Source organism: Bradyrhizobium sp. BWA-3-5, from assembly GCF_032917985.1.
GTDB lineage: Bacteria > Pseudomonadota > Alphaproteobacteria > Rhizobiales > Xanthobacteraceae > Bradyrhizobium.
Map to the genome: position 1 here is coordinate 309,697 of NZ_CP136626.1, position 18,542 is coordinate 328,238.

Genomic DNA, 18,542 nt, shown 5'->3' on the forward strand with positions numbered 1-18,542 from the left:
GCGAGACATGGACCCCGCCTCCCATGACGGCATGCCAATTGACGTCCTGGTCGTCGAAGACGACCCGATCATCGCCCTCGATTTCGAAGACACGATCCGCGGTTTCGGTGTGAAGTCGGTGCGGATCGCCGCCACCGTGGCCAAGGCACTCGAGCTGATTGAAGATAGGCCGCCGCAATTCGCGCTGCTCGATGTCGGGCTCATTCGCGAGAAGAGTTTTGCCGTCGCCGAGCGGCTTGAGGCGCTTCAGATTCCGTTTGCCTTCGTCACCGGCTACGGCGCCGATGCGACGCTGCCGACAGCATTCGCGACCATGCCGCGGCTGCCGAAGCCCTGTTCGACCGATGCGCTGCGGGCATTGTTGCAGAACCGCGGCAGCGCGGCCTGAACGGCAGCGGCCGCCGAAGGCCCTAGAGGGGTTTCGGCTCAAGCGTCGTCGACCACAACGCAACGTCGGTGCGGTCGCGCAAGGTCACGGTCATCTGCCCGCTGGCGCCGTCGATCCGGACATGGCCGAAGAACTGCATGCCGGCCGATGGCGGCAGGTTCTGCTTGCCGGGCCCCGGCGCCTTCATGAACTTCACTTCGGGACCGAACGTGTTATCGAGTTCGTTCGGACCAAATGTGCCGGCGTGCAGCGGGCCGGCAACGAACTCCCAGAACGGGTCGAATTCGGCAAACTGCGCCTTATCGGGATTGTAGTAATGCGCGGCGGCGTAGTGCACGTCCGCCGTCAGCCACACCGTATTGACGACACCGGATGTCTTGATGAAGCGCAGGAGGTCGGCGATCTCCAACTCCCGGCCGCGCGGCGGGCCGTCGCCTTGCGCGACAGCTTCCGAGCCCTTTTTGTTAGGCGCATCGTCATAGACGATGATGGAAAGCGGCATGTCTGACGCGATCACCTTCCAGGTGGCGCGCGAATTGAGCAAAGCGCGCTTCAGCCAGGCGAGCTGCTCGGGGCCTAGAAAATACGCATCGGGGCCGTACTCGGTCTGCTGGTTCGCTCCGTTCGGCGCGCGGTAGCTGCGCTCGTCGAGGATGAACACGTCGAGATGCGGACCATAGTTGATGTTGCAGTAGATCCGGCCGGGCTCCACGAGGCTCTCGCGCGTCGGATACATTTCATGGAAGGCGCGCTTGGCTCTTGCGGCGAGCAGGTGAATGTCGCGCACCTTGTAGGCGGCGGGAAGTTCTTTCGATGCCGACCAGTTGTTGACGACCTCGTGGTCGTCCCACTGCACGAAGACCGGTACTTCCGCATTGAAGGCGCGCAGATTATCGTCGAGGAAGTTGTATTTGTGCGCGCCGCGAAATTCGTCAAGCGTCTCGGCCACTTTGGCTTTTTCTGATGTCGTGAGGTTCTTCCAGACCTTGCCGTCGGCCAGTGTCACCTCCGGCTTCAGCGGACCATCGGCATAGATGGTATCGCCGGAGTGCAGGAAGAAATCCGGGCGATGCTTGCGCATGGTGGCGAAGGTCAGCATGCCGCCGTCATCGGCATTGATGCCCCAGCCTTGCCCCGCGACATCGCCGCCCCAGACGAAATTGATGTCCCGCCGGTCGGCGGGCGCGGTGCGGAAGCGGCCGACCACCGGTTCGCTGAGTATTTCCGGATGCGACAGGTCGCGGAATTTCACGCGATAGAAGATGTCCTGGCCCGCCGGAAGATTCTCCAGCAGCATTTTGGCCGTGAAGTCGCTTTCGGGCAGCGCCGCGATCGGCGGCAGGGCGCGGACCTTGGCAAACGATTCGGTGGTGGAGACCTCGACCAGCATTTGCGAGGGACGGTCGGCGCGTGACCACACCACGCCGCTGTCCATGCTCACATCACCAGACTGTACGCCCGATGTCACAACCGGCCGGTCGGCGGCGCGGCTGAGATAGGGCGTTGCGATGAGGCCGACCGCGCCGGCGCCCGTGGTGGCGAGGAAGCGCCGCCGCGAAATTCCACGGAGGCCATGGCGGGACGTGCTGCGGTGGATTCTGAACGTCATGCGGGCCTCTTCCGGATCAGGCGCGGATGCCATGATAGCACCGTCAGACCTAGAGGGAATTTATGACGGCCCGATTACCGGATTCGCAGATCAGGCGTTGCCGGCGGCGCGAAATTGCGCGCTCGCCCGTTGCAGGTTCTGCGGCATGCTGAGCAGCAGCGCCTTGCGGTCGGCGACCGCGTTGTGGAACTGCTCGATCGCGATATTGAACGCGGTCAGCGTGCCTTCCTCGATCGCGCCGTGCTCGAAACATTGCAGCGTGTCGCGCAGAATGGCGTCCGCTTCCGCCTGCATCTGGTCGAGCTCGTCCATCGAATCGCATTGGCGGGCGGCGGTGAGCATGTCGAGCAGCCGGTCGCGCTGCGAAGTGTTGACGCGGCGATCGTCCTTCTTGAGATAGCCGGCGAACCAGGCGCCGGCGGAGCCCATCGCCGACAGCGCCATCAAGGCCCACCAGATGTAATCGCTATAGCGGTCGAGGAAGGTTTTTTCCTCGCCGTCGACGAAGGCGGCGGCGCCAGGATGGACCGGGATGGTGGCGTCCTTGTCGGTATCCGGCGTTTCGATCTTGGCGGCCAGCGGAAACTCGCTCTTCAAGTTCTGGCGGATCGCAAACAACTGTCGGGTAAAGATTGCGATGGTCGATTCCGCAATGCCCCGGCGCGCCACGATGTGGTGCGCAAAACTGATCGTCTTGACCTCTTCCTCGGGTCGCCCCGGCGCGCTACCAAAAGCTCCGGCCGGAATCTCGGAGGCCTCGTAGGCAGGAAAATTCTGCGCAATCGCCTCGGCCGAATCGATCGCAAGGAATTTCGGAGGGCGGCCGTCCCGCACAGATGCGGCAATGGCGTCTGCGGTGATCTTGCTGTTGACCGGCCCGGCTGAAAGATAGGCATCCGCCTTCTGGTTACGAATGGCGTCGGCGGCCTCGTTGGCGGGGAACTGGACGATGTCGACGGTTGCGGGATCGACGCCATATTGCCGCAGGATCACCTTGAGCAGATTCACATTGGCCTGGGTGCGGCCGACGACGGCGATGCGTCGTCCGGCCAGCTGGGCGATTTTCGTGATGCCGGCTGTGGCCTTCTTGCCCCTGGTCTTGCTGGCCGAGGCGACCCACAGCACCACGACGTTCTTGCGCAGCGTCGCCACCGCCTGCGCATTCCTCGGCACCTCGAGGTCACCGCGGATGATGGCGAGATCGACCTTGCTATCGCCGAGCAGGTTGGCGCTCGCGAGCGCGCCATCGGTTTGCACCGGTCGCAGCCGGACCAGACTGTTGTGCTGGTTGTTGAACGCCTGCGCCAGGTTCTGCACGACCTTGAGATCATCGCTGTTGGCAGGGCCGACGGCGATCCGCAAGGTCACCGGCCGCATGGCAAAGTAATAGCCTGCGGCCAGTGCGCCGATGATGGCCAGTACGCCAGCCAGCGTGATGAATGTCAGCCGTCGTTTCGCTGAGCGGGGCGAGGGTGGGGCCGGCATTTCCGAAACGAGAGGGCCGTCGCTCATCAATCCCTGAGATCGTTTGAGGTGCAGTTCCACGCCGGCGGCACGCCTTGATGCGGTTAGCCTAGCAAAATTTCCCGCTTATCCATTATTACATCTCCGTCATGGTTACCGGCCACGGCCTGTTTTGAGCGCGGATCCCCGGCGCGGCCTTCGGTGTTAGGGTTGGGGGGTCTGAAACGGGAGACGAACATGGCGGAGCGGCTGTCGGCAGAGGCGCGGAAATCGGCATTGGCGGAACTTTCCGGCTGGGCCGAGACGCCGGGACGCGAGGCGATCACGCGAACCTTCACCTTCAAGGATTTCAACGAAGCGTTCGGTTTCATGTCGCGCGCCGCGCTGGTGGCGGAAAAGAATGACCATCACCCGGAATGGAAGAACGTGTACAAGACGGTGGAGGTGGTGCTGGCGACCCATGACGCCGGCGGTGTGACCGGGCGCGACATCGATCTCGCCAAGGCCATGAACGCCATTGCGCGGCAGCTCGGCGTCGCCTGAGTGGACGTCTCAGATACTTGCGCTGTGGACGGGACATCCCCAATTGTTCCACCGAGCGTTCCGACGCGAAGCGGTTCGCATGACGAGCGCAATGGAAGCGGAGACTGCGGCATCCACGCCGGGTCCTTCAGGGAGCGCCGCAATGGCATCGTCCGATCACACCGCGGGTTTCGAGCCGGCCGACCGCCTGGCGCAGGACCGCGAGAGCGTACGCCGGCGTTTCTGGATCAAGTTCAAGCAGGTTGTGGCGCAGCTTCCGTTCGCCGAGGACCTGCTCGCGGCCTATTACTGCGCCTTCGACAAGGAGACGCCGCGCCATGTTCAGGCGTCGCTGCTCGGCGCCGTTGCCTATTTCATCCTGCCGTTCGACTTCATGCCCGACATGCTGCCGCTGCTCGGCTTTACCGACGATGCCGCCGTGCTGGCAACCGCCATCCGCATGGTTGCCGGTCACATCACGCCGGAGCATCGCGAGGCCGCCCGCGCCGCGCTCAAGCGCGGGATCGATGCCGCTGCAGCGGAGGACTAGCCGGCGCCGCATCGGCAAACGCAAAAAGCCCCGTTCCGAAGCGCTCGGCACGGGGCTTTTGAATTTCGTAGTCTTAACGCTGCGTCGGCGTGTTAGGAGCCTGCGCCCTTGCGCCTCGCTCGGCTTCCCAGGCTTGGAATTGCCTGAACAGCGCTTCCCTATCCGCATCCGATTTGACGCTCGCCGCGGTCGTCGGGCTCTGCTTCAGGAATTCATCGAACCTCGCGCGTGACACCGCCTCAACGTTGTGGCTCTTGAGCCATTGCTCGGCGACCGGCAGGCGCTGCCAGTCCGGCAACGGCGCCGACAGCGACACTTCCTTCCACTTCGGATGGAAGGGCGGGTTCTGGAACGTCGGAAACTTCGTGAAGAAGGCGTCCACGAACTGAGCGAGCTTGCGGTAGCGGTCGGTGTTGGGCGCCCAGTTGTAGGCCGCGAGCACCGCAGGCACAGCAATGGTATCGACCTTCGCTCCTTCCGCGATTAGGTTGGGATAATCCTTCGACGTCAGTACCGCAGGCAGATAGTCGCCCTGCAGCGGCTTTGAATAGTCGACCGGAACCATATGGAAGCGGTCGTCCTTGAAAGCTGCGACGGACTTGTACGGCTTGCCGCCGACCGCGATGACCGCGTCGATCTCGCCGGCCCGCATCTTCTCCATCGCGATGCGCTGCTCGATGTAGAGGAAGTTCGGCTTGATGCCGAGCCGCTCGAATACCACAGCCGCCGTCACGAAGGTGCCGCCGTTGGGAAGGTCGACGCTGACCTTCTTGCCGTTGAGTTGATTGATGTTGGTCACCGATTTCGGCGCCAGAACATACATCTCTTCATTGTAGAGCTTCGTGACATAGGTGAATTGCTTCTTGATGTCCTTGGCGAAGCCCTTCTTCTCGAGATAGTCGAGCGTATCTGCGCGCACGATGCCGAGGTCGACGCCCTGCAGGAACAGGATGTCGGCCACGCTCTGCACAGAGCCGCGCCCGACGATGGGGAGTACGCGCAACTTGTTGCCATCGTCGAGCACGGAAGCGAGGTCGGCACCGAACTGCACATAGGTGCCGCCGATCGTTCCGGAGATCAGTGTGACTGTATTGGCGTTCAGCGCCTGCTTGGTGGCGACTGAGCCGAACTGAAAAATGGCCTTCAGGCTTTCGCTGACCTTGGCCGGATCGTATTCCGTCTCTGCGGCCTTAGCCGCCGTATTGCTGCATGCCACTGTCATGGCGAGCAATGCCATTCCCAGTAAATGACGCATGGGTTCCTCTGTTTGCGCTGGTCAAAAGTAATTTCGTCAGTATCGGCCTAAATGCGATGGGATTCGGATGAATCGTCATCGCGCTTCAGGTCTTTGCTTCAGCATGATCTTTTCGGAACACCGGTTCACACTCTAAAACCGGTTCACACTCTTCCCGATCATGCTCTAGTTCAGCTGGCCAAGCCTCCGCTTGGCATCGGTCGAGCCCATCTGAGCGGCCTTCTGGTACCAGACCTTCGCTGCCGCGGGGTCGGGGGTGACGCTACGCAGGTCCTGGCTGCCGAGCACCTGCGGGTCATAGGTTCCCGCAAGCATTAGGGCGGCTTCCGGCTCCTGTGCGTCTGCCGCGCGTTCGAGCAGCAGCCGGGCGGAGGTAATGTCGCCGATCGAGAGCAGGTTCTTCGCCCGATTGAGCAGCGCCGCCAGTTCGTCCGGATCGATGCGCCGGATCGGAGGCGCCGCCTCACGCGGGGCTGGCGCGGGTTCGCGAACCACCGGTGCAACAGCAGCAACCGCGGGCGCCGGATTAATCGCAGCGACGATGTCGCGGGACGCCTCGCGCGCCGCTGGCTCAGGCACTGCAACCTTGCCCTTCATCGCGGTCTGATAGGCGGCGGCAATTTCGTCGCGCGTCGGCGAGGCTGAGGCCATCGCGTTCGCCGGGGTGCGGCGGGCGGCTGCCATCTCGGCTCCGGTCGGCTCCGCGGCGATCGGCGGCGCGGCAACGCGCGCAGGCATCTCTCCGGGCTCCGGAACCGCTGCGGCGAGCTGGGCCGGCGGCGGCGCGCTGCCGCCACCACCGCTGCCGCCGAGTGAGGCGTTGAAGATCACGGCGCGCGTTGAATCAATGGAAAACAAGGCGAGAACGGCCGCGACCGCCGATACCACTGCGACACCGGTGATGATGCGGCCGGCGCGCGGCTTCCTCAGCCCGCCCCCGCTGCCAAACCTGCCGCTGCCGAACGTGTATTCCGAAAGCTGCTGGTGGGATTCTTCCTCGTAATTGGAGAGGAAAAGCGGCACTTCCTCGTGCGGCGGCAGTTCTTCCGGCAACACCTCCGTCCGCTCGAACGACAGCGCAAAGGGCTGGTCGTACTGGGGATCGTCAAAACGCGTTTGCGGCTCATACCGCGGCTGCGCCTCGTACCGGAGTTGCTCGTATCGAGATTGCTCGGCCTCATACAGCCGCGGATCGCTGATGGCTTCGTCGAATCTGTCAAACGGATCTCTTGCCTGAACCGGCCTGTTATTCTCCGCCATGATGATGCTTCCCCACTACTGAACGCTACAACGGGCGTCCCCCGTACCGATTTCTTATTGCTCTTGTTGATGTACAGGAGCCCCTTCACCACCCCTAAGGTCGCACACAGATTGGGTTCAAAAAACGACGGTCGGCGCTCCGAATTAGGAAATTTTTTGGTATGATTAAGGCCAACAAGCGGTATGGGGGGCTTTCAAAACACGTATTATTACGGAGAAAATATCTTGTGAGAGCGATTTTCGGAACAAAATGCGAGGCTTGCGGCCGCCTGCGCCCGTGGCGTGGCCGTTTCGCCGCCGCGGCGCGCCATCATTGAGCAAATATGGCGAATGATGGAACCCAGTTCAGGGGTGCAGGATCACCTTGCCCATGGCCTTGCGACCGGCGAGCACTTTCAGCGCTTCGGCGGTTTGCGCCAGCGGGAAGGTGCGGTCGACATGGGAGGAGATTTTGCCTTCCGCGGTCCACTTCACCAGCTTTTCCAGATTGGCGCGGTTCTTCTCCGGATTGACCCTGGTCCATGCGCCCCAGAACACGCCTCTGATATCGCAACCTTTGAGCAGTGCGAGGTTGAGCGGCATCTTGGGGATGTCGCCGGCGGCAAAGCCGATCACCAGAAAGCGGCCTTCCCATGCGATCGAGCGCAAGGCAGCTTCGGCGTAGCTGCCGCCGACCGGATCGAAGATGATGTCCGCGCCCTTGCCGCCGGTGAGCCGGCGCAGGCCCTCTTTAAGGTCTTCCTTGCTGTAGTTCAGCGTCAGCTCGGCGCCGTGCGCCTTGGCGAATTCGAGCTTCTCGTCCGACGACGCGCAGGCGATCACCTTCAAGCCCATGAGTTTGCCGAGCTCGCAGGCCGCAAGGCCGGTGCCGCCAGCCGCGCCGAGCACCGCGAGCGTCTCGCCCGGCTTCGGGCTGGCGCGGTCTTCCAGCGCATGCAGAGCGGTGCCGTAGATGACGATGATCCCGGCGGCGCGATCGAAGTCCAGATTGTCGGGAATTTTCACAACTGAAGCGGCAGGCAGCGCAATCTTCTCGCGCGCGCCGTTATGGCCGCAGGACGCCACCACGCGATCGCCGACCTTGAGGTCGGTGACCCCGGCGCCGACGCTTTCGATCACGCCGGCGACTTCCGCGGCCGGCGAGAACGGGAACGGCGGCTTGATCTGGTACTTGCCCTGGATCATCAGGATGTCGAAGAAATTCAGCGCCGCGGCCTTGATCGCGATCACGGCCTGTCCGGGCTCAGCGACCGGATCGGGCACATCAGCCAGCACGAGATCGTCGGGTTGGCAATATTGCGAGCAGAGAATGGCTTTCATGGGCGCACCTGATTTCGGACCGTCAATAAAGGCTGGCTGCTTCATGCCGGATTTGAAGCCGGGCTACAATCCAATTCAGAAGGCATAACGTCATGGTGGTTCAAGAGGATTCAAACGATGTTTGAAAGGGGCTTGCTGGCAGGAAAGCGGATATTGGTCACCGGCGGCGGCTCCGGGCTTGGCGCCGCGATGGGACATCGCTTCGTCGAGCTCGGCGCCGAGCTGATCATCTGCGGCCGCCGGCTGGAGGTGCTTGAGGCGACGGCCGCGCGGGTGCGCGGCGAGCTCGGCGGCAAGGCCAGTGTGATCGGTTGCGACATCCGCGACGGCGCCGCGGTCGAGGCCATGATGGACGAGATCTGGCGCACGGCGCCGATCGACGTGCTGGTCAACAACGCCGCCGCGACCTTCATCGCGCAGACCGAGCATCTGTCGCCGCGCGCGGCGGATGCGATCCTGGCGCCGACACTGCACGGCGCGATGTACTGCACGCTTGCGGCGGGCCGGCGCTGGATCGACGGCAGGCACAAGGGCGTGGTGCTCAGCATTCTCTCGACCTCGACCATCACCGGGCGCGCTTTCACGGTGCCGTCGGCGATGGCGAAATCCGCCGTGCTCGCGATGACCAAGAGCCTGGCGGTGGAGTGGGGACCGAAAGGCGTGCGCACGGTGGCGATCGCACCGGGCGCGTTTCCGACACCCGGCGCGTCGGGACAGCTCCGTCCCGAGGGCCGCGATGCAAGCTGGGCGGAGCGCAATCCGCTCGGCCGTGCCGGCGAGCATAGCGAGCTTGCGAACCTCGCCAGCTTTCTGATTTCCGATCAGGCCGGTTACATCAATGGCGAGATGGTGGTGCAGGATGGCGGCGCGCACTTACGCACTTCCGGCGCGGAGGATCTCCTGCAATGGACCGATGCGCAGTGGCAACAGCAGCGCGAGCGAAGGTCCAAGAGCTAATGTAAGAGTTGACGCTGGCGCTTGACACAAAGCGAGCGTGTTTTGATTCGCTGAAGGGGCCTGGGACGAAGCGTCGCCGCCCCGGTGACGACGATGTAACTGCCTTCCCAAAAAACCATTTCCCGGCTATCCATCCCCCGCAGCGCGATGCGCCCTCGGGCCATCTTCCAGTCACAATGATAAGGGAACCAGTTGTCCGTGTTGCGAATACCGACATTTCTGGTTGCTGTTGCGGCGCTGTGTGGGGTGGCAACCATCGCGCAAGCACAGGGCCCTGCTCCGAAGAACGCCAAAGACGCTGCCAAGGCGGCACCTTCACCTGCACCGGCCGCAAAGAAGCCGGAACCGGCGGCGACGGCCGCTGCGGGTGGCGCCGAGCCGACCTTGATCGGGCAGTATGGCACCTGGGGCGCCTACACGGCGACGCCGAACGGCCGAAAGGTCTGCTTCGCGCTGGCTAAGCCATCGTCATCGAAAACCAATCCGCCGAACCGCCCGCGCGATCCGGCCTATGCGTTCGTCTCGACGCGTCCGGCGGAGAGGGTCTTCAACGAAGTCTCGATCATGATCGGCTACGCGCTGAAGCCTGGCTCTGAATCCGTGCTCGAGGTCGGCGGCGCGTCCTATGCGATGTATACCCAGGGCGACGGCCTCTGGATCAAGAACGCGGCGGAGGAAGAGCAGATGGTCAGCGCCATGCGCAAGTCGGCCGAAGTGGTTGTCAAGGGCGTGTCGGCCAAGGGCACCGAGACCACCGACGTCTTCTCGCTGAAGGGGCTGTCCCAGGCGCTCGACCGCCTGGCGCAGGATTGCAAGCGCTAGGTCGCTTTTTAGCTCAAAATGCCGTTGTTTGCAGGCCCTGGAAGGCCTATTTGAGTGACTTCGTAGGGTGGGTAAAGGCGCACAGCGCCGTGCCCACCGTCTTGATGTTTGGTGGGCACGCTTCCGCCTTCGCTCGCCGAGCTACGGCGGACAGGTCGCTTTGCCCATCCTATGCTCCGCTACAACCGACTCGTGTGAATCAATGACGCTTTCACCTTCCGTGGTGCCGCTGGAGAAGGTTCCGCTCGAAACCTACGTGCCGCCGGCAAAGCCGTCGCTGATCGGGCTGTCGCGCGCCGAGATTGCCGACCGTCTCGGCGAGATCGGCGTCGCGCCGGCGCAGCGCAAGATGCGCACGCAGCAACTCTGGCACTGGATGTATTTTCGCGGCGCCAAGAGCTTCGCCGAGATGACCAGCGTCTCCAAGGACATGCGCGCCGAGTTGGAACAGCATTTTACCGTCGATCGCCCGGAAGTGGTCGCCGAGCAGATTTCCAGCGACGGCACCCGCAAATGGCTGTTGCGCCTGCCGAGCGGCGATGCGCTGCAGAAGGCGCATGAGGTCGAGTGCGTCTACATTCCCGAAACCGATCGCGGCACGCTCTGCGTCTCCTCGCAGGTTGGCTGCACGCTGAACTGCTCGTTCTGCCACACCGGCACGCAGCGGCTGGTGCGCAACCTGACCGCCGGCGAGATCGTCGGCCAGGTCATGGTGGCGCGCGACCGTCTTAATGACTGGGCCGATCGCGACACGCCGGGTGGCGGCCGGCTCGTCACCAACATCGTCATGATGGGCATGGGTGAGCCGCTCTACAATTTCGACGCGGTGCGCGATGCGCTGTTGATTGTCGCCGATAATGAAGGCATCGGCATTTCCCGCCGCCGCATCACGCTGTCGACCTCGGGCGTGGTGCCGAACATCATCCGCACCGGCAAGGAGATCGGCGTCATGCTGGCGATCTCGCTGCATGCCGTGCGCGACGAATTGCGCAACGAGCTGGTGCCCCTGAACCGGAACTATCCGATCGCCGAGCTGCTGCAGGCCTGCCGCGACTATCCAGGCTCGTCGAACGCGCGCCGCATCACGTTTGAATATGTCATGCTGAAGGGCGTCAACGATTCCCTCGACGACGCTAAGCTCTTGGTGAAGCTGCTCAAGGGCATTCCGGCCAAGATCAACCTGATCCCGTTCAATCCGTGGCCGGGCACGGCTTACGAGTGCTCGGACTGGGAGCAGATCGAAAAGTTCTCCGAATACATCTTCAACGCCGGCTATTCCTCGCCGGTGCGCACCCCGCGCGGCCGCGACATCCTCGCCGCCTGCGGCCAGTTGAAGTCGGAGACGGAAAAGCTCTCCGCCCGCGAGCGCCAGGCGCTGCGCGCCATGGCGATGACGGATTGAGTATGAAGGCGGACGGCATGCAGTTCGTCATTGCGAGCGAAGCGAAGCAATCCATGCCTCAACACGGGCAAAGATGGATTGCTTCGTCGCTTCGCTCCTCGCAATGACGAGGTAACCATGGCGCTATTCGGCCGCATCTTCGTCATCCTGTTCGCGTTTCTCGCCGCCTGCTTCGTGGCGGGAATGATCGTGGTCGGCGCGGTGCTCTACCCTGAAATCAGCGATCTCGACGGCGGCATGATCGACCAGAGCGCGGTCAATGTCCTGCTCGGCTTCGGCTTCATCTTTCTTTCCGGCTTTGCGCTGCTGCCGGCGTTGGTCGTGGTCCTGATCACGGAAGCCTTTTATATTCGTAGCGTGCTAGCCTATGCGGTGGGCGGCGCGATCGTCGGCGCGGCCTGCTATCTCGGCCTGATCCCGTTCGATACCGAGACGCTCCAGTTCGATGGCATCATCCGCCGGCATCTCGAGATCATGACCGGTGCAGGCATCGTGGCCGGCCTTGTCTACTGGATGATCGCCGGCCGCACCGCCGGCGCCTGGCGCGAGCCGCGGCCGCCGCTGCGGCCACCGCCGCCCTTGCCATCGCAGTCCGTTCGCTGACGTGACGCTTCCCTGTTTCTTTCGCCTCGGCTAAACCCCGCGCCATGAACCGGACCGGACTTGTCATTGCGCTCAGCCTCTCGCTCGTCATCGGACTGCTGTTCGGGATATTTCCCGAACTCGACCTGAAATTGGCGGCATTGTTTTACGATCCAGCAAGCGCCTCGTTTCCTTCGAAACAAAATGGGTTTTATGCTTTCGCGCGCGACGGTGCGATGTGGGTCGCCTGGGCGCTGGCGCTGCCGGCGCTGTTTGCCATCGTCGGCAAATTGCTGCGGCCGGATCGGCCGATGCTGGTGCCGGGGCGGGCAGCGGTGTTTCTATTGGTCACGATCCTGCTCTCTGCCGTCGTGCTGACCAACCTGACCTTCAAGAGCTATTGGGGCCGGCCGCGGCCGGTGGTGGTGACGGAGTTCAACGGTCCCTGGAAATTCGTGCCATGGTGGGATCCGCGCGGCGAGTGCGGGCGCAACTGCTCGTTCTTCTCCGGCGAAGGCGCCACCGCGTTCTGGACCTACGCGCCCGCGGCCCTGACCCCGCCGGCATGGCGGCCGCTGGCCTATGTGGCGGCGACCTTGTTCGGGGTGGTCACGAGCGGGCTTCGCATGGCGTTCGGTGGACATTTCTTCACCGACGTCGCTGCCGCCGGCCTCGTCAGCTTTTTCGTGATCTGGCTGACCTATGCCTGGATTTACCGCTGGCCATCGACGCGGCTCACGGACGCGCAGATCGAGGGCGCACTGGAGCGATGGGGGTCCCCCGGCTATCGCCTGTGGCAGCGCTGGCGTGGACGTCCGGCGGGGTAACCCCGTCCCGGCCGCCCGGCGCCATTAATCGCGTGCTCCAAGCTGCGAAATTTGTTATTCGCGCCCCCAAAGCCGCAACCGGCAGTCCGCCATTTCGACCGATTGGAAACTTCATGAGTACGATTCTGAAAAGCCTGCCCAAGGGGGAAAAAGTCGGCATCGCTTTCTCAGGCGGCCTCGACACCAGCGCGGCGCTGCTCTGGATGCAGCAGAAGGGCGCAAAGGTCTTTGCCTATACCGCCAATCTCGGCCAGCCCGACGAGGCTGATTACGACGAGATTCCGCGCAAGGCGATGGAGTTCGGCGCCGAGAAGGCGCGCCTGGTGGATTGCCGCACGCAGCTGGTCCACGAAGGTATCGCCGCGATTCAGTCCGGCGCCTTCCATGTCTCGACCGGCGGCATCGCCTATTTCAACACTACCCCGCTCGGCCGTGCCGTGACCGGCACGATGCTGGTCGCCGCGATGAAGGAGGACGGCGTCAACATCTGGGGCGACGGCTCGACCTACAAGGGCAACGACATCGAGCGGTTCTATCGCTACGGCCTTTTGACCAATCCGAGCTTGCGGATCTACAAGCCCTGGCTCGACCAGCTCTTCATCGACGAGCTCGGCGGCCGCGCGGAAATGTCGGCATTCATGACCGCCAACGGTTTCGCCTACAAGATGAGCGCCGAAAAGGCCTACTCGACCGACAGCAATATCCTGGGCGCAACCCACGAGGCCAAGGATCTCGAGCAGCTCGATAGCGGCATCAAGATCGTCAACCCGATCATGGGCGTGCCGTTCTGGCGCGACGACTGCACTGTGAAGGCCGAGCAGGTCGTGGTGCGGTTCGAGGAGGGCCAGCCGGTCGCGCTGAACGGCCAGACGTTCACCGATCCGGTCGCACTGTTCCTCGAGGCCAATGCGATCGGCGGCCGGCATGGCCTCGGCATGAGCGACCAGATCGAGAACCGCATCATCGAGGCCAAGAGCCGCGGCATCTACGAAGCGCCCGGCATGGCGCTGTTGCACATCGCCTATGAGCGCCTCGTCACCGGCATCCACAACGAGGACACGATCGAGCAGTATCGCATCAACGGCATGCGGCTCGGCCGGCTGCTCTATCAGGGGCGCTGGTTCGATTCGCAGGCGCTGATGCTGCGCGAGACCGCCCAGCGCTGGGTCGCGCGTGCCGTCACCGGCGAGGTCACGGTGGAGCTGCGCCGGGGCAACGACTACTCGCTCCTCAATACCGAGAGCCCGAACCTGACCTATCAGCCGGAGCGGCTCTCTATGGAGAAGGTCGAGGACGCCGCGTTCACGCCGGCCGACCGCATCGGCCAGCTCACCATGCGCAACCTCGACATCGCCGACACGCGGGCCAAACTCAATCTCTATACCAAGACAGGTTTGCTGTCGGCCGGAGAGGGCGCGTACATCCCCAAGCTTGATAGCGACAAGGGCTAGCTGAGCGGATCATTGAGTGGTGGTCCCGGCGAAGGCCGGGACCCATACGCCGCGGCGGGCATTGTCAAAACCCGCTGGTTGACGGCCTTCGCTCAACAATAACCATTTTTGGTTATGAGCCCCGGCCTTCGCCGGGGCGGCGGCTTAGTTCGGCGCGAAGGTCAGCTTGACGAGGGTGCGGAACAGCATGATCTGCCGCTCCAGCCTTTTCGGATCATTCAACGTCTTGGACATGATGATGGCGCCGTCGACGATGCAGGACAGCATGTCGGCGACGTCATCGAGATCGACTGGTTCTCTCGGCGGATACACAGTCGCGATGCCGTCGAGAATTTTGCGGAAGCGCGCATTCCAGTTTCGCACGGATTGCGCAGTCAGTTCGCGCACCTCGCGATCGAACAGCCGCTCCTGATAGCAGATGCTGGCGATCAGGCAGCCGGGATGGCCGCTCGGCAGATCGGCCATCGTCTCGGCGAGCAGCTTCAGTGAAATCAGGAACGCCTGCAGCGGATCGTCGGAAAGCGCGCGGCCGCGGGCGAAGATCTCGTCGAACAGATGATCATTGGTCGCGACATAGCGGCGGAGCATCTCGCGTGCGAGCGCGTTCTTGTCCTTGAAATGATAGAAGAAGCCGCTCTTGGTCAGGCCGGCCTCGGCGATGACCTCCTCGATCGAGGTCGCGCCAAATCCCTTGGCGAGAACGGCCGCCTCCGCGATTTCGAGAATGCGTTCGCGCGTCGCCACGCCCTTGCTCATCCGCGGTTCCATAACTGTACTCACGGTACGGTTTTCTCCACACTCAAGGCGCAGCGGTCCGGCGGCTCAATCCGCAACCGTTTGAGTTTGTATCACTTTGCGTTTTCTGGTTCAGCCGCACCACGAGCCGTCTAGGCCGCCGCGACACTATGAGGCACCAACATCGCGGGACCGATCGATGCGGGCGAGACGTATCGAAGTCCTTTTCATGGAGATGTTGAAATGGCCAAATACCGAGACGCCCTGCCGCAGCGCCGCGGCGGCATTTTTCTCACCGACGGCGGCATGGAAACCACGCTGATCTTCCATGAAGGCGTGGAGCTGCCGCACTTTGCGGCCTTCGTTCTGCTCGACAACGCCGAAGGGCGGGAGAAACTGCGGCAGTATTACGCGGCCTATCTTTCGGTCGCTCGCAAACATGGCACCGGCTTCGTGCTCGATAGCCCGACCTGGCGCGCCAATCCGGACTGGGGCGCCAAGCTCGGCTATGACGCATCAGCACTGAACGCGGTTAATGTCCGTTCGATTGCATTCCTGGAGGAATTGCGCGCCGGTTGGGAGCGGCCGGGCGCGCCTTGCGTGATCAGCGGCGCCATCGGGCCGCGCGGGGACGGCTACAAGGCCGGGAACATGGATGCTGCGGAAGCCGAAGACTATCACCGCGCGCAGATTGCAGCCTTCGCCGAGGGCGGCGCCGATATGGTCACCGCCTATACGCTCAACAGCGTCAATGAGGCGGTCGGCATTGCGCGGGCGGCGCGCAAGCAAGGCATTCCGGCGGCGATCTCGTTCACGGTGGAGACCGACGGTCTCCTTGTGAAAGGAGAAACCCTGCGCGAGGCGATCGAGACGGTGGATCGCGAGACCGATCGGGCGCCCGAATACTTCCTGATCAACTGTGCGCATCCCACGCATTTCGAAGATGCGTTGAGGGTAGACGAAGCCTGGACGGAGCGTATCCATGGCATCAGGGCGAACGCCTCGACAAAGAGCCATGCCGAACTCGATGAATCCGAAACGCTCGATGCAGGCGACCCGGCCGATCTCGGACGGCGCTACGTTGCGCTGAGAAGTGCATTCCCGAAGATGCGCATTCTCGGCGGCTGCTGCGGCACCGATCATAGGCACGCCGCCGCCATTTGCGAAGCGTGTGTGCCGCCGAGCGCGCTCAGCGCCTGATGCAAAAAATGGCCGGGATTGCTCCCGGCCATTTTCATTTCATGACAGCACAGATCAGCGCGGCGGTGCGGTACCAGCCGGGGGCGGCGGCAGCGAGGCCTGTCCGCCGTTGAGCAGCGGCGTGATGTTGCGGATTGTGACGCGCCGGTTGATCGCGCTCGGTCCGTCCGTCTGCTCCTTCGGATACTGCTCGCCATAACCCTGCGAGGTCAGGTTCTCTGCCGGCACGTTGAACTGCTGCGTCAGCAGCGTTGCGGCGGATTCCGCGCGGCGGTCCGACAGCGACAGATTGTCGACGTCGGAGCCCACCTTGTCGGTGTGACCTTCGATCAGGAACACGGCGCGCGGGTTGGCCTGGATCGCCTGGTTCAGGCCGTCGGCGATCACCTGCAGCTTCGCCGCCTGGTCCGGCGGGATCTCCCACGAACCGGTCGCGAAGTTGATGGAGTTGACGTCGATGCTCGGCATCTGCATCCGCACATTGGGGCTGTAGCGGATTTCGTCCAGCGAGTAGCGCCGGTTGATCCGTTGCACCGGCGGCGCCCTCAGGGTTTCGTAGATCACCTCCGGGGGTGCTTCGTCCGCGGCGACGATGTAGCGGTCGTACGGCATGTTGACCACCGGCGGCGGCAGATCGACATAGAAGCCGCCGACGGCTTGCGGATCGCGGTAGCTGTTGTCGATGATGATGATCTCACGGCCACGGTCGTCGCGGCGGATGCGGCGCAGCAGCCGCCCGTCATTGCCGACCACGGTGATGATCTGGCTGCCATCCGGCCGGACCACGACGGTGCGGGTTTCGCCGCCGACGGTCTGGGTCTGGATGTCGCGCGCACCATAGCGGAAGCGATAGAGATCGTTGCCGCGGACGTATTGCTGTCCGCTCGGGTCACGGATGATGACGCGGTCCGGCTCATAGTAGACCGTGCGGCCGCCCTCGGTGACCTCCCGTCGCTGGCTGTGCATGTTGGCGATGGTCGCGCCGGCCACGGCGCCTGCGACGACACCTGCGCCGATCGCGAGTGGCGTCAGGTTTTCACGCCGTGGCTGTGGCGGTGGCGGTAGTGGCGTCGTGACCGTGGGTGCGGCCCGGAACGCGGGTGCAACCGTCGGCGGAGCGAATTGTGCCCTGCCAGGCGGTGGCGCTGCGGCTGCCGAGCCCGGGACGACACTCGGCGCGGCGGCGCCCGGTGCGGGGCTGGTCGTCGGCGCGGGCGCAGCCGTTCCGCCAGGTGCGCCCGGAGGCGGCGCGCCAGGACGACCCGCAGCCGGGGGCGGCGTTGTCGGCGTGCCCGCGGCCGGCGGCGTGGTGGGCGTTGCGGCGGGCCGCGGCGGTGCGGCGGTGCTTCCGCCGGGTGGAGGCGTGGTCGTCGGAGCCGGTGCAGTCGGTGTGGTGGGCGTTGCGCCGGGACGTGGCGGCGCGGCTGTGCTTCCGCCGGGCGGAGGCGTGGTCGTCGGAGTTGATGTGGCCGCGGGCGCCGGCGGCTGCTTGGCGCCAGCCGGCGGGGGCGGCGGCACAGGCGAGGGCGTCCCTTTCTGCGATGAAGGCGGCGGCGGTGGCGGAGGCGGTGCCGCAGGCTGCCTCGGCGCGGTGGGCGCTGCTGCCGGCGGGGGAGGCGGCGGCGGTGTCGGGCGCGAAGGCGCGGCCGCAGGCGGCGGCGGAGGCGTTGCCGGTGCCTTCGGTGCAGCCGCAGGGGGTGGCGGAGGCGGCGGGGGCGCTGCCCTCGGTGCGGCCGCGGGCGGCGGCGGTGGCGGGGTTGGACGTGGCGGAGCCGCGGCAGGCGGAGGTGGCGGCGGCGCGGCCGGACGCGGCGGAGCGGCTGCCGGTGGCGGCGGCGGTGGTGCGGCTGGACGTGGCGGAGCCGCGGCCGGAGGCGGGGGCGCAGGTGCCTTCGGTGCCGCAGCAGGTGGCGGCGCACCCTTCTGTGGTGGCTGGCCGCCCCTGGGCCGGTCGTCCTCCTTGGCTTGCGCCACGACAAGTGGAGCGGTCTGCGCATGCGATGCGGAAGTCGCGAACTGCGTCGTCAAGGCGGTTGTGGCGAGCAGCAGGATGCGGAGGTTTGTCATGATATCCTTGGTCCCCGAAGATAGGCCTGACAGCAACGGAAGGGCCCTCATTGACATGTCAGTTGGTCGATGAGCGGCTCATCATTAGGCCGGATTGTGGCGGTCTACAAATGGTCGAATGCTATTTATTT

General features: G+C 64.0%; 18 protein-coding genes. 11 read left to right on the forward strand and 7 right to left on the reverse strand.

The features are described from left to right. The first annotated feature begins 7 nt into the window (after positions 1-7). The gene (locus RX331_RS01465; protein ID WP_317254901.1) at positions 8-388 is read left to right on the forward strand and encodes a response regulator; all 381 of its coding nucleotides are present in this window, start codon (positions 8-10) and stop codon (positions 386-388) included. Between the two features lie 22 nt (positions 389-410). On the opposite strand, the gene RX331_RS01470 is transcribed toward RX331_RS01465, so the two are convergent. After that, positions 411-1,997 (reverse strand): alkaline phosphatase D family protein, encoded by a 1,587-nt coding sequence (locus RX331_RS01470; protein WP_317254902.1) that lies wholly within the window; start codon positions 1,995-1,997, stop codon positions 411-413. Positions 1,998-2,087: 90 nt separating this feature from the next. After that, on the reverse strand, positions 2,088-3,482 hold the full coding sequence (locus RX331_RS01475; protein WP_317258355.1) for a TAXI family TRAP transporter solute-binding subunit: 1,395 nt from the start codon (positions 3,480-3,482) through the stop codon (positions 2,088-2,090). A gap of 216 nt (positions 3,483-3,698) precedes the next feature. On the opposite strand from RX331_RS01475, the gene RX331_RS01480 reads away from it, so the two are divergent. Then, positions 3,699-4,004: a 4a-hydroxytetrahydrobiopterin dehydratase gene (locus RX331_RS01480; RefSeq protein WP_317254903.1), complete on the forward strand. Its 306-nt coding sequence runs from the start codon at positions 3,699-3,701 to the stop codon at positions 4,002-4,004. Positions 4,005-4,146: 142 nt separating this feature from the next. Further along, a complete protein-coding gene (locus RX331_RS01485; protein ID WP_317254904.1) occupies positions 4,147-4,533 on the forward strand; it encodes a YkvA family protein in 387 nt (128 codons plus the stop codon). 73 nt (positions 4,534-4,606) lie between these two features. Here RX331_RS01485 and RX331_RS01490 read toward each other — a convergent pair whose 3' ends face one another. From RX331_RS01490 to RX331_RS01500, 3 genes are all read right to left on the reverse strand, one after another. After that, positions 4,607-5,788: a TAXI family TRAP transporter solute-binding subunit gene (locus RX331_RS01490; RefSeq protein WP_317254905.1), complete on the reverse strand. Its 1,182-nt coding sequence runs from the start codon at positions 5,786-5,788 to the stop codon at positions 4,607-4,609. Positions 5,789-5,953: 165 nt separating this feature from the next. Further along, a complete protein-coding gene (locus tag RX331_RS01495) occupies positions 5,954-7,048 on the reverse strand; it encodes a hypothetical protein (RefSeq protein WP_317254906.1) in 1,095 nt (364 codons plus the stop codon). Positions 7,049-7,393: 345 nt separating this feature from the next. Further along, entirely contained in the window at positions 7,394-8,368 is a 975-nt protein-coding gene (locus RX331_RS01500) for an NADPH:quinone oxidoreductase family protein (protein ID WP_317254907.1), read from the reverse strand. A gap of 117 nt (positions 8,369-8,485) precedes the next feature. Here RX331_RS01500 and RX331_RS01505 point away from each other — a divergent pair, with 117 nt between their 5' ends. The 6 genes from RX331_RS01505 (at position 8,486) to argG (ending at position 14,409) form a co-directional block, all read left to right on the forward strand. Next, positions 8,486-9,325: an SDR family oxidoreductase gene (locus RX331_RS01505; RefSeq protein ID WP_317254908.1), complete on the forward strand. Its 840-nt coding sequence runs from the start codon at positions 8,486-8,488 to the stop codon at positions 9,323-9,325. A 198-nt stretch (positions 9,326-9,523) separates the two neighbouring features. Continuing rightward, entirely contained in the window at positions 9,524-10,147 is a 624-nt protein-coding gene (locus RX331_RS01510) for an invasion associated locus B family protein (RefSeq protein ID WP_317254909.1), read from the forward strand. A gap of 202 nt (positions 10,148-10,349) precedes the next feature. Beyond that, positions 10,350-11,549 (forward strand): 23S rRNA (adenine(2503)-C(2))-methyltransferase RlmN, encoded by a 1,200-nt coding sequence (rlmN, locus tag RX331_RS01515; RefSeq protein ID WP_317254910.1) that lies wholly within the window; start codon positions 10,350-10,352, stop codon positions 11,547-11,549. Between the two features lie 117 nt (positions 11,550-11,666). Beyond that, complete coding sequence (locus tag RX331_RS01520; protein WP_317254911.1) at positions 11,667-12,152, forward strand: hypothetical protein; 486 nt, start codon at positions 11,667-11,669, stop codon at positions 12,150-12,152. A 44-nt stretch (positions 12,153-12,196) separates the two neighbouring features. Next, on the forward strand, positions 12,197-12,958 hold the full coding sequence (locus RX331_RS01525; RefSeq protein WP_317254912.1) for a phosphatase PAP2 family protein: 762 nt from the start codon (positions 12,197-12,199) through the stop codon (positions 12,956-12,958). A 113-nt stretch (positions 12,959-13,071) separates the two neighbouring features. Beyond that, the gene (argG, locus tag RX331_RS01530; protein WP_317254913.1) at positions 13,072-14,409 is read left to right on the forward strand and encodes an argininosuccinate synthase; all 1,338 of its coding nucleotides are present in this window, start codon (positions 13,072-13,074) and stop codon (positions 14,407-14,409) included. Positions 14,410-14,553: 144 nt separating this feature from the next. Here argG and RX331_RS01535 read toward each other — a convergent pair whose 3' ends face one another. Further along, a complete protein-coding gene (locus tag RX331_RS01535) occupies positions 14,554-15,165 on the reverse strand; it encodes a TetR/AcrR family transcriptional regulator (protein WP_317254914.1) in 612 nt (203 codons plus the stop codon). Positions 15,166-15,387: 222 nt separating this feature from the next. Between RX331_RS01535 and RX331_RS01540 the strand changes: the two genes are divergently transcribed. Continuing rightward, positions 15,388-16,344 (forward strand): homocysteine S-methyltransferase family protein, encoded by a 957-nt coding sequence (locus RX331_RS01540; RefSeq protein ID WP_317254915.1) that lies wholly within the window; start codon positions 15,388-15,390, stop codon positions 16,342-16,344. Between the two features lie 54 nt (positions 16,345-16,398). Here RX331_RS01540 and RX331_RS38650 read toward each other — a convergent pair whose 3' ends face one another. Then, the gene (locus RX331_RS38650) at positions 16,399-17,334 is read right to left on the reverse strand and encodes an OmpA family protein (protein ID WP_410708075.1); all 936 of its coding nucleotides are present in this window, start codon (positions 17,332-17,334) and stop codon (positions 16,399-16,401) included. A gap of 134 nt (positions 17,335-17,468) precedes the next feature. On the opposite strand from RX331_RS38650, the gene RX331_RS38655 reads away from it, so the two are divergent. Then, entirely contained in the window at positions 17,469-18,413 is a 945-nt protein-coding gene (locus RX331_RS38655; protein ID WP_410708076.1) for a hypothetical protein, read from the forward strand. Positions 18,414-18,542 lie beyond the last annotated feature (129 nt).

What these genes read in the sequence shown, in the direction of transcription:
- RX331_RS01465 (WP_317254901.1), top strand. Translation starts at nt 8, where the DNA reads ATGGACCCCGCCTCCCATGACGGCATGCCAATTGACGTCCTGGTCGTC.
- RX331_RS01470 (WP_317254902.1), bottom strand. Translation starts at nt 1,997, where the DNA reads ATGACGTTCAGAATCCACCGCAGCACGTCCCGCCATGGCCTCCGTGGA.
- RX331_RS01475 (WP_317258355.1), bottom strand. Translation starts at nt 3,482, where the DNA reads ATGCCGGCCCCACCCTCGCCCCGCTCAGCGAAACGACGGCTGACATTC.
- RX331_RS01480 (WP_317254903.1), top strand. Translation starts at nt 3,699, where the DNA reads ATGGCGGAGCGGCTGTCGGCAGAGGCGCGGAAATCGGCATTGGCGGAA.
- RX331_RS01485 (WP_317254904.1), top strand. Translation starts at nt 4,147, where the DNA reads ATGGCATCGTCCGATCACACCGCGGGTTTCGAGCCGGCCGACCGCCTG.
- RX331_RS01490 (WP_317254905.1), bottom strand. Translation starts at nt 5,788, where the DNA reads ATGCGTCATTTACTGGGAATGGCATTGCTCGCCATGACAGTGGCATGC.
- RX331_RS01495 (WP_317254906.1), bottom strand. Translation starts at nt 7,048, where the DNA reads ATGGCGGAGAATAACAGGCCGGTTCAGGCAAGAGATCCGTTTGACAGA.
- RX331_RS01500 (WP_317254907.1), bottom strand. Translation starts at nt 8,368, where the DNA reads ATGAAAGCCATTCTCTGCTCGCAATATTGCCAACCCGACGATCTCGTG.
- RX331_RS01505 (WP_317254908.1), top strand. Translation starts at nt 8,486, where the DNA reads ATGTTTGAAAGGGGCTTGCTGGCAGGAAAGCGGATATTGGTCACCGGC.
- rlmN (WP_317254910.1), top strand. Translation starts at nt 10,350, where the DNA reads ATGACGCTTTCACCTTCCGTGGTGCCGCTGGAGAAGGTTCCGCTCGAA.
- RX331_RS01520 (WP_317254911.1), top strand. Translation starts at nt 11,667, where the DNA reads ATGGCGCTATTCGGCCGCATCTTCGTCATCCTGTTCGCGTTTCTCGCC.
- RX331_RS01525 (WP_317254912.1), top strand. Translation starts at nt 12,197, where the DNA reads ATGAACCGGACCGGACTTGTCATTGCGCTCAGCCTCTCGCTCGTCATC.
- argG (WP_317254913.1), top strand. Translation starts at nt 13,072, where the DNA reads ATGAGTACGATTCTGAAAAGCCTGCCCAAGGGGGAAAAAGTCGGCATC.
- RX331_RS01535 (WP_317254914.1), bottom strand. Translation starts at nt 15,165, where the DNA reads ATGAGCAAGGGCGTGGCGACGCGCGAACGCATTCTCGAAATCGCGGAG.
- RX331_RS01540 (WP_317254915.1), top strand. Translation starts at nt 15,388, where the DNA reads ATGGCCAAATACCGAGACGCCCTGCCGCAGCGCCGCGGCGGCATTTTT.